Annotated in this window: 6 protein-coding genes and 1 pseudogene; all 7 read right to left on the reverse strand. The window is 67.7% G+C overall.

Going from position 1 to position 9530, the window contains the following annotated elements; genetic code table 11:
- Positions 1-22: 22 nt before the first annotated feature.
- On the reverse strand, positions 23-1285 hold the full coding sequence (locus AWC08_RS34005) for a PPE family protein (RefSeq protein WP_065136357.1): 1263 nt from the start codon (positions 1283-1285) through the stop codon (positions 23-25).
- Between the two features lie 473 nt (positions 1286-1758).
- On the reverse strand, positions 1759-3594 hold the full coding sequence (gene eccA, locus AWC08_RS34010) for a type VII secretion AAA-ATPase EccA (protein WP_065136349.1): 1836 nt from the start codon (positions 3592-3594) through the stop codon (positions 1759-1761).
- Complete coding sequence (eccE, locus tag AWC08_RS34015) at positions 3591-4817, reverse strand: type VII secretion protein EccE (protein ID WP_069434381.1); 1227 nt, start codon at positions 4815-4817, stop codon at positions 3591-3593. Before eccE ends, eccA begins: the two co-directional genes overlap by 4 nt.
- Positions 4814-6625: a type VII secretion-associated serine protease mycosin gene (gene mycP / locus AWC08_RS34020; RefSeq protein WP_069434380.1), complete on the reverse strand. Its 1812-nt coding sequence runs from the start codon at positions 6623-6625 to the stop codon at positions 4814-4816. The genes eccE and mycP overlap by 4 nt, the downstream gene beginning before the upstream one ends.
- Positions 6603-8114 (reverse strand): type VII secretion integral membrane protein EccD, encoded by a 1512-nt coding sequence (gene eccD / locus AWC08_RS34025; RefSeq protein WP_065136352.1) that lies wholly within the window; start codon positions 8112-8114, stop codon positions 6603-6605. Before eccD ends, mycP begins: the two co-directional genes overlap by 23 nt.
- Positions 8115-8390: 276 nt before the next feature.
- Positions 8391-9293, reverse strand: a complete 903-nt coding sequence (locus AWC08_RS34030) for an ESX secretion-associated protein EspG (protein ID WP_065136353.1) — start codon at positions 9291-9293, stop codon at positions 8391-8393.
- Positions 9294-9392: 99 nt separating this feature from the next.
- Positions 9393-9530: pseudogene (locus tag AWC08_RS34035) on the reverse strand (type VII secretion protein EsxI); the annotation flags it as partial.

The following is a 9530-nucleotide window of genomic DNA, read 5'->3' on the forward strand; positions in this document are numbered from 1 at the left end:
ACCGACGCGGTCCTCCCCCCGGTCACCCAGCGGCTGGCGGGCGTCCCATCACCGTCGGCCGGAAGCCGTAGCGCGGTGGGTTGCCGAAGCTATGTCCGTACATGCCCGCGGCGGGCACACCGGGGAAGCCCGGCATACCCGAAGCCGCTTCGGGCGCAACGGCGTTGCTGGTCCAGCCACCACCGGGTGCGGCCGCGCCCGCGTGGTTTGCCACCGCGGTGGCCGCCGTCCAGGTCTGCGGGACCGACAGCCGCCCGACTACCGCCGACTGGTTGATGCCGGCCGTCACTCCGCCGCCCGTGGCGAACGATGCCTCGGCCACATCCATCAGTGGGGGGATGTTAACCGGGTTGGCCGGTGACGCCGCCGGGATCCACGAAGCGTTCCCCTCGCCGGAACCCATCGGGGGGAGGGCCTGCTGCTGCGCCCCGAGGGCAACGGCGTTGATGTCGGCCAGCCCCGCGAAGGCGGCGGGCGCGACAATTGCGGGGCTGGTGTACCCCGCTGAGACGAATCCGTTCACCAGCGAGGAATTGAGGAAGATGCCATAGGGATTTCCGTCATTGCCGTCGAGGAAATTGAGCAGGTCGGCAAGCGGTCCGGTGCCCGGGATGGCATCGAGTGCTCCCGCCGGCGCGGCAAGACCTTGCAGCGTCGAGGGAACCGACGACATTAATTGCGGGAGTTCGGATCCCACGGTCCCCACCGCGGTCCCGGCCGCCTCGGTGACCGCCGTCGCCTGGCCGGCCTGCCCGGCCGGATCGGTGACCTGCGGCGGCGCGCTGAACGGCGTCAAGGTCGAGGCGGCCGCCGAGCTGCTGGCATAGCCGTACATCGCGGCCGCATCCTGCGCCCACATCTCGCCGTAGGCGGCCTCGTTCGCCGCGATCGCCGATGTGTTCTGGCCGATCAGGTTCGTCGCCACCAGCAGCTGCAACTCGGCCCGGTTGGCGGCGACGACCGCCGGGGGCACGGTCATGGCGTATGCCGTCTCGTAAGCCGCGGCCGCGGCGGCCGCCTGGGTAGCGGCCTCCTCGGTCTTGGCCCCGGTCAGGGTCATCCAGGTCAGATACGGGGTGATCGCTGACAGCATGGCCTCCGAGGCCGGCCCTCGCCAACCATCGTCGGTCAGTATCGAGACCACCGTGTCGTACGCGGCAGCCGTCGACTGAAGCTCGGTGGCCAACCGCTCCCAGGCCGAGACGGCGGCCAGCATGGGTGCCGATCCGGGCCCGGAATACATGCGCAGCGAGTTGACTTCCGGTGGGAATGCGCCAAAATCCATCGCCACCATCTCCTCAGCCGATCACGGCGTGTGGCGCGACGGAATGTGTTGGGGCGCAACAAATTCTAGAGAGGAACATCGGACTTCTCCTGTTCGGAACAGTCCGATCCAGCTACGGGACTCGGCTGAGGTGGTGTCGGGGTGCTGCCGATGACGCGGGCGGTGTGGGCGCCGCGCATCCGGGTCGTCGCGCCAGCCGATTCCGACGACGGGAAAGCGCCGTGACCGGATCGGGAAGAATGGTCATCGAATTCGGGTAAGCGTTTTCGGTTGGTCCAGTGCGGCCCCACCTCCCGTCACCTTCGGGCACACGGGAGCGTCACCGTGGCAAGGTGCGCCTGCCCCTCTCGCCTAGCACAAGTTGCACACAGCGTATCGGGCCGAAGCCCCAGCGGCAGGGCATTAGCCACAACCGACTGGGCGCGCCGCGCCGGGTGGCGCCACGGGTCGGCGCAGGCGGGCTCGCCGAGGGATTACTTGTTCTTTCGCTCCTCCGCGACCGCGGCGCTGAGTCCCTCGGCGAGGTCGTCGCGAGTCAGTTCGCGGAAGCGGCGCAGCTGGGCTTCGCTGAACTCGGTGAGGTCGCTGTTGAGCACTGCGTCCAGGTCTTCGTCGTCAAGCCGGAAGCTGCGGTGGTCGCGCGCCTTCTCCACCACGTTGCGGACGAAGCCGGCGTTGCCGAGCATGTCGATGCCGCGGATCAGGTCGCCGTCCTCGGAGTACGTCTCGTCGTTGTAGAACTTGGTGTAGGACGGCAGCAGCACCGAGGCTTCTTCCTCGGTGATGACGTCTTCGTTTTCCCGGCCCATCAGCACGGTCAGCGCGACCAGTTCGTCGGGCGTGTAGCTGAAGAACTCGATGACGGTCGAAAAGCGTCGTCGCAGACCCTGGTTCACCTCGAGCATCTTTTCCATCGCCTTGGCGTAGCCGGCGCCGAAGACCACCAGCTCGTCGCGGTGGTTCTCCATGTAGAGCAGCAGGGTGTTGATGATCGCGTTGCCGTAGGGGTCGCCCTGCTGGTAGCCCTTCTCATGCAGGGTGTGCATTTCATCGAAGAACACCGCGCCACCGAGGGCGCCTTCGAGCATCTCTTCGGCGTTCTTCTCGGCGTCGGCCATGTAGCGGCCCAGCAGCTTGGTGCGGCTGGTCTCCACGACCAGCGGCTTGCGCAGCACGGTGAGCCCGCACAGCTGCTTGGCGAATGCCCGCGCGACAGACGTCTTGCCGGTCCCGGGCGGCCCCAGCAACAACGTATGACGCGATGTCAACGGGACGGGAAGACCCATCTTGGCGCGCGCCAGGTTCACCTTGGTCGTCGACTTGATCAGCTTGATCTCGCGCTTGGCCTGCTCCATGCCCAGCATCGCGTTGAGCTCGGCGTCGCCTTCGGCCAGGTACTTGGCGGCTTCCACGGCATGTCGGGCGGCCTCGGTCTGCGCACGCGACGGTGCGCTGTCCGGATCCCACGGATCGGTGCGCGCCTCGATTGTCTCCGGGTCGGTCAGCACCAGCCGGAAATTCGGGTTGTCCAGTGCCTCGCGAGCCGGGGTGAACTTGGCGTCTCGTGAATACACGCGGCGCAACAGTTCGACGGCTTCCTCTTCGCGCCCGACGTGGCGGAGGCACATGCCCTGGGTGTACAGGGCGATGTTGGCCGCACCCGGCACCCGGTCGCCCTCGATGGCGTCCTGACCGCGGCGGAAGGCTTCCTCGAAAACTCCCAGCGACGCCAGCGCGGTGGTGGCCATCGCGGCCCCCGCCGCCTTCAGCTCGGGGTGCCGCCACGGGGTCGCCTCGGGGAATTGTGCCAGGACGTCCGGCCACCGCTTGGTGCGGAAGTAGAGCACGCCGCGCACATACGTCACCAGTTCGGCGTCGAACGGGTGCCTCGGTTCGGTCGAGTCGAGCAGCTCGGCGGCTTCCCGGTAGCGCTTGTTCTCGGCCAGCACCGCGGCGTAGGCGCAGGCCAGGGAGTCCACGCTGGTGACGGCGAGACGCAGGAACAGGCCGTCGGACACCTCGGGCCGGAACTGCAGGTCCGTGACGCCGAGCCGGCGGGTCTCCCAGCCGAAGGTCCTTACCGCCGCCCAGGCGCCGGCGAGCACCTCGATGCTCTGGTCACCGGCCAGGATTCGCGCCAGCCACGCGTCACACATGGCCGGGTCGAGCTTGGTGGCGGTGGTGAACATCTGCGCCGCCACCTGAGGGTTATGGCTCGGCTGCAGTCCGTTGACCGAGATGCCCGAAGCCAGCAGTCCGGCAACCATGGCGTTTCTGGCATCTTCGGCGGCTGACTGCGCGCGGGTCATGGTGCTGATGAGCTGGTTGCCCGCTCCGGCTCATGACTGACGGGCAACTCCAGCTCGTCGTGTTCGCGCAGGTCACGGCCCGGAACCACCAGCGGCGGGCGGGATGACGGCGCGGGCAGACTGGCACGCACCGCCGCCAGCTGGCGTCCGGTAAGGCGATTGAGCCCCGACGTCAGCTCCCTGGGCAGTCGGGACTCGCTGTGGTAGCGCACGAAGGCCGCCAGTTGCGGCCGGCCGGCCCGCGTCGTCAGTCGCATGGTAAGAACAGTAGCGCCCACCTCCGGGGCGTCCGACAGCCACAGGCTTTCCAGGTTCTCCGAGTCGATGTCGGAGGGCGTCACCCAGAAGCTGGTCACGAAGCCGTTGAAGTGCTTGAGGTGGCGCCAGCCGGGGCGGCTCCAGGTCGGTTCCAGGTCGGCCAGCACGGCGGAGTCGACCTCCGCCAACTCGTCGGCCGTCAACGGACGGGCGGCGCACGATTGCCCATCCAGATCCTGAACCAGCCGCTCGGTGGCAGCGACCAGAGTCGATGCCAGCGAATCACGGCACACCACGGCGGCCACGTTGCGTTGCGGGTTCATCCGCAGCACCAGCCAGGTGCGGCGCCGGTCGGCAGCGGGCCGATCGCCCGCTCCTTCGTTGGCTTCCCAGCCTTCGGGCTGCCACTCCTCCAGCGATGCCGACGCGCGGGCGGCCGCGGCGCCACCACGCACCTGCACCGACACGATGTCAATGCCGTCAAGGTGAATATCGAACTGCCGCAACCCATCCGCGACAGCGGCCACCGGCAGGTAGGGCGCCAGTCCCCCGGCTGCGACGCGGTGGCGGTGACGGCCCGACGGGTCGCCGTCGCCCCCGTCCACCTCGACCACAGCGACCAGTTGGCCGCGGTACTCGCGCACCCCGACCGTGTCGCGGCCGAACCGGCGCTTGAAGTCGGTGGCCGGCGTGCAGCCGGCACCCAGGGCGGTACCAGGGTCGGCGGACCAGTCCCACAGCCAGGCGGCAACTCCGGAGGCCACCGTGATGCCGTGGTAACTGACGATCGACAGCAGCGTCACCAACACCGCGATACCGACGCCGACCCACCACGCCACTCTGTTTTCGCCCTGCCACGAATCGGGTGCGTGGCTGGCGAGCACCAGGATGAGCACGTCGACCAGGAACACCGCAGTCACGCGCGGCCAGGACAAGGACAACCCGAACGTGCGCTGGGCCTTCATCGTTGTTTCCGCGATCGTCGCATCAATGACGCTGTACCGAACACTGCTCCGCCTATCAGTAATGCCGCAGCCAAGCCCCCGGTGGCCACCCACACCGGCGCCATGTTGCGCGGGGCGGGCGGCTTCGGCAGCGACAGCGGCGCCGAAAGTTGTTTAGGTGCCTGGGTGGGCCCTTGCGGGACATCCCATGTCAATGCCGCGACCGGGTCGACCACACCGTAACCGACCTGGTTGTCGACGCCACGCGCGGGCGGCCGGGCCGTATGGATCAGCCGCTGCATCACCTGGTACGCCGACAGTTCGGGGAACTTGGCACGCACGAGTGCGGCCACCCCCGAGACGATCGCGGTCGCGAAGCTGGTGCCCGCGGGAACCAGCAACGTGTTGTCCGGTCCGTCGATCGCGTTGATCAGGCCGTCGTCGCGGGGCGAGAGCCCCATCACGTCGGTACCCGGTGCCGAGATCGACACCCACGGACCGGCGATGCTCATTTGCGACAACGGCTGGCCGCCGTTGTCGACGGCGCCGACGGTGAGCACATAGTCGCTGAACCACGACGGTGTCACCACCGTGGTCACGGCGTTCCAGGCGCGGGGGTCATTCGGTGACAGCGGGTCGAAGATGGTGTTCTGCTTGCAGTCCTTCTTGCTGCTGTCGCCGGCCGCCGCCACGATGAGCGCGTTCTTGTCGACCGCGGCATAGTGCACCGCGGCCCCCAGGGTGCGCTGGTCGACCACGTTGCGCGCGCTCATGCAGGTCACATCGGAGATGTTGATGATCGAAGCTCCCATGTTGGCCGCATGCACGATCGCCCGCGCCATCGTCTCGACGCTGTCGATCTTGGCCACCGTCTGAGGGTCTTCGTCTCCGGTGTAGGCGTCCTTGAGTCCGAAGGCCTGGCTGGACTGCCGGATCGAGATCACCTCGACGTCCGGTGCGATCCCACTGAACGCGTCCGGCGGCGCCGCATTGGGACTCGGCGGCGGGGGCGGCGGCGGGGTCGACGAGGAAGACGTCGAGGTAGGTGAAGTCGGACTCGGCGACGTCGTCGAAGGAGCCAACGGGTGCGGGTTGCGCGGGTGGTCGACGGGAAGCACCTTCCCGCCACCCGCGTAACCGGGGATCGTCACGGTTCCGCCGCCACGGTTGCCCGACGGAGCCTGCCCCGGACCGGGTGCCGGGCCGGGCCCGGCCCCTTCCGACGGCGATGGCGGCGGCGCCGGAATCATCGTGATGGTCGGGCCGGGTACCGGTGACAATGTGACTGTCTGCGGCGGCGGCGGCTTCTCGGTGGTCGGGATGGTCACCGGCCGGCGCGGTGACGCAGGCGGGGGCGAGGCCCCGTTGGCGGGAGCTCCGGCGATCATCGAAGCCACCAGGGTGCCGTGGGCATCACAGTCGGAGAGTCCGTCCCCGCCGGCCATGACGTAGTCGCCGCCCGGAATCAACCGCGGCAACCTCGGATGCGGAGTCACACCCGTGTCGATGACCGCGACCTTGATCCCTTCGCCGCGGCCGAACTGCCAGGCCTCGTTGAGATTCAACATCTCCATGTACTTCGGCGGCACCTTGAAGTCGGTGCCGGGCAGAACGCCGACCTCCGTGCAGTAGGAGTTCTGTTTCATCGGCGCGATGGGCCCAGGTGGGCTGTCAGGCGGAAGCGCCCCCGGATCAATCTGCGGAGGCGCTATCGCATATGCAGGGGGCATTCCGGCGAGCGCGCCGGAGGTCAGCAGCATCGCGGCGACGGTCGCGCTCAATGCACGACCGCGCCGCGAGCGGCTGCTACCGGTATCGAATCGCTGCATAAACATTCATCAACCACAATGCCAGCGGGAAGATCGGCATGAGGCAGAGGTACTCGAGCCATTCCACGAACTTGCGGAACAGCGGGCTGTAGACAGTGTTGGGCACGACGGCAGCAGCCGTCAGACCCGCGGCCGGTAGCGCCACCAGGATGGCTGCGGCGATCGACACCGACAGCGGCGAGGCCAGCACCAGCGCGTAGCGCACCAGCACCGCCGCGACGATCAGCACCGCGGTGGCCGCCAAGGTGATGGCTTGCCAGCGGTCCACGTAGGACCGGCCGCGCAGCAGCAGGAACCCGGCGGTGAAGCTGGCCAGAAGCAGCGGCAACCACCGCTCGTGGGTGTGCGGGTTCGACAGAGCGGTCAGGCAGACGACCATCAACACGCCGAGCCCCACCAGCAGACCACTCAGGAAGGAACGTGCCCGCTCGGCCTGCAGCAGCACGTCGCGCACCGACGCCGGCCCCTCGAGGGTCGGCGGGCCGCCCTCGGAGCGCACCACGGTGGTGGGCAGGTCGGGCCGGGCCTCGAACACCCACCGGCTCGTCGCGGACGGGAAGACCGGCAGCCGGATGCCCGCGAGCCGCCGGGACAGAGCCGGGGCGGCGTGGTAGAGGATCACGCCGGCCAGCACCAGGCAGGACAGCAACGTCACCGCACTGGTGGCCGCCACCATCCGGGCCAGGCTGGCGATGGTCGCGAGCGCGCCGATCGTCACGATCGCGGTGTACACCGCGAGCCGACGACCCGTGAAGCGCAGCGCCAACGCCGCCGCCACCGTGAGCACGCCGAAGCCCAACACGGCTTGCGGCGACCCCACCGGCCCGGGCGGCGCCGCGGCGGCCGCCACCGTGACCGGAACCAGTCCGCTCATCAGCATGATGTCGGCGACCCGGCGGTCCGCGTCCGTCTTGGCACGCATCAGCAGCATCACCGAGACCGTCAGCACCAGGGCACCCACGATTGCGGTGAAGATGGTGGTCAGCCAGGTGTTGTGGTGCCAGCGCCACCAGCCGAGCACGCCCGAAGCCAGCACCACACCGGTTGCCACCATCGTCGCGCCGACCTGAAGGGCGACGATCGGGTCGATCGCGGCGAACCGCTTGCTGAGGTTGGCCGAGACGGCGGTCGAGATGTGCTCGATGACCTGTGACCGGTGCTCGGTGTCGGCGATGAACCGGATCCACAGCCGGTCACCGTCGTACACGTCCTGTTCGGTGAGCGACTGGGTGGCACGCAGCGGCGTGCCGTCCACCAGGCACAGTGCCCACCGACCGCGTCCGCCGGCCTCCAGGGGGGTCTCCCCCAGTTCCCGGAGCCGGCTGTTGATCACCTTCAACAGCGGGTCGGTCATCACCGAGACGGGGGCGTTGGCGTCTAACAGGACGCCGATCTGGACACCCTCGCCGGCCATGATCCCGACGACCACAGCCCGGGGCGACGAAACGCCCTCAATGTCAGTCTGTGGCGCATCAGCTACTGCGGTCATCGTCCTGCACCCCCTGCCCTAACGAATGAATTGGTTGACGATCGCGTGGGCGGCTTTGCCGGTGCGCTGACCGGGGCGTCTGCGACTTTGCAGCCCGGGTAGCGCTGCGGCTGGACTGACTCCGACTTCATTTGCCTCGCCTCGCGGTTATTGGTTGTGGTTGACGTAATGCGTTTTAGTTTTGCAGCCCGTTCCAGAGCAGTATGCCGTCTTGACATCTCGCTCGCATTTTATGTTCAAAAATGTTGTTACACTGCGCGTTTGGTAACGGCGCTGTTAAACCCTGCTGTGTGATTTCCACTCGCCGTAGGGCAAAGTGTCCAAAACCGTCTTGACCCCGACTTGCACCAGCTGCGGGGTGGCGGGGCAAATAGCCAGCCAGGCCTCGCCGGAACCGGCCGTCCGGGCTTGTTGGTAGAGCGCGATACGACCGCCGGAACCGTCCTTGAGGGACAGGACCGAGGCGCTGGGGCCCTTGGCGTCGTCTCGGTACTGGCGCGCGTACACCGCAACCTCGGCCGCGGGGTCGGACAATGCCTGACCCAGCGCGGCGACCGTGGAGGCGCTGATGCCCATGCGTCGCAGGTCTCCGCCGGAAAAGACGTTGAATCCCGATTCCTGCCACGACTTGGTGGCCTCGAGCATCTCTTCCAGCGGCACGTTGACGGCGTTGATCGCCGCCGGATCGGCGTGGTGAATCGACTCCAGGCCGTCGATCACCAGCGCGGCGATCGAGGCACTGTCCGAGACCACGACGTCGTCGACGGTGATGTCGTTGCCGACCCGCACCGCCGAAACCCAGTGGTTGGCGCGGCGGGCCAGCACCACGCGGAACTCGTTGTCGGGAATGTCGCGGGAGCCGGGAGGTTGGTTCTCGTCGTCGACCACGCCGTAGAGCAGTTTGCCGCGCGACAGCAACGCGACGACCTCGAGGTCGGGCGCGGCGAGCACCTTCATCCGGGCGGCCACCTGCTCATTGACCTCGTCGCCGACAACGATGCCCTGTTCGCGCATGACCGCCATGCCCGGATGCTCGTTGAGCCAGTCGTTGTTGTCGGTGGATACGTACGGCCGGCACCTCAACTCCGGCGCGACGTGCCGGATATCCAGCAACGCCTGAAGCATCCAGAAGCCGTCAACGTTGACGGTGATGTCGGTGCGGGTGCTCTGTTGATCCATCCCTACCTCAATGGTCCTTATGACATTCGGACTTCCAGTTAACTGCAGGACACGGCAGCACACCAGTAATTGGTGTGCTGCCGCGCCTGGAGTTCGGTTTTAGGCCCAGCTGGAGCCGACGGCGCTGTCCGTCTGCGCCATGTTGTTGCCGGCCGACTGAACCTTCTGGCCGTGGGTGTTGGCCTGCTCGTAGATCACCTGGAAGTTGCGGCCCAACTGGGCGATGAACTCCTGGCA

Source organism: Mycobacterium gordonae (assembly GCF_002101675.1).
Classification (GTDB): Bacteria; Actinomycetota; Actinomycetes; order Mycobacteriales; family Mycobacteriaceae; genus Mycobacterium; species Mycobacterium gordonae.